Genomic DNA, 343 nt, shown 5'->3' on the forward strand with positions numbered 1-343 from the left:
GGACCGTCCAGGAAGTCTGCGTGTGGACCTGCTGCATCAAGCTGGCGTTAAGCCAGGTCCGCTTTATAAAGCATTGAAGGATGGGCAAACGGTCCGACTCGAGGATGGCCGTGTCTTGAACGGGAAAGATTATTTAGGGGCTCCGCAAAAGGGACGGATCATCACGATTTTAGGAGACACAAGAGTGTGCGATAATGCCCTGGTACTTGCTGATTCGGCAGATTACCTGGTTCATGAAGCTACATTTTCTGCAGAAGAAACGGAAATGGCCTCTAGTTATTACCATTCGACAACCGTTCAGGCTGCAACAACGGCCTTGAAAGCAGGAGCCAAGCATTTAATC

1 pseudogene is annotated in these 343 nt (G+C 49.9%); it reads left to right on the forward strand.

Annotated features, from left to right (window positions below):
* Positions 1-343, forward strand: a pseudogene (locus tag CVN76_RS02165) (ribonuclease Z); the annotation flags it as partial.

The sequence above is a fragment of the Bacillus sp. mrc49 genome, from assembly GCF_002803435.1.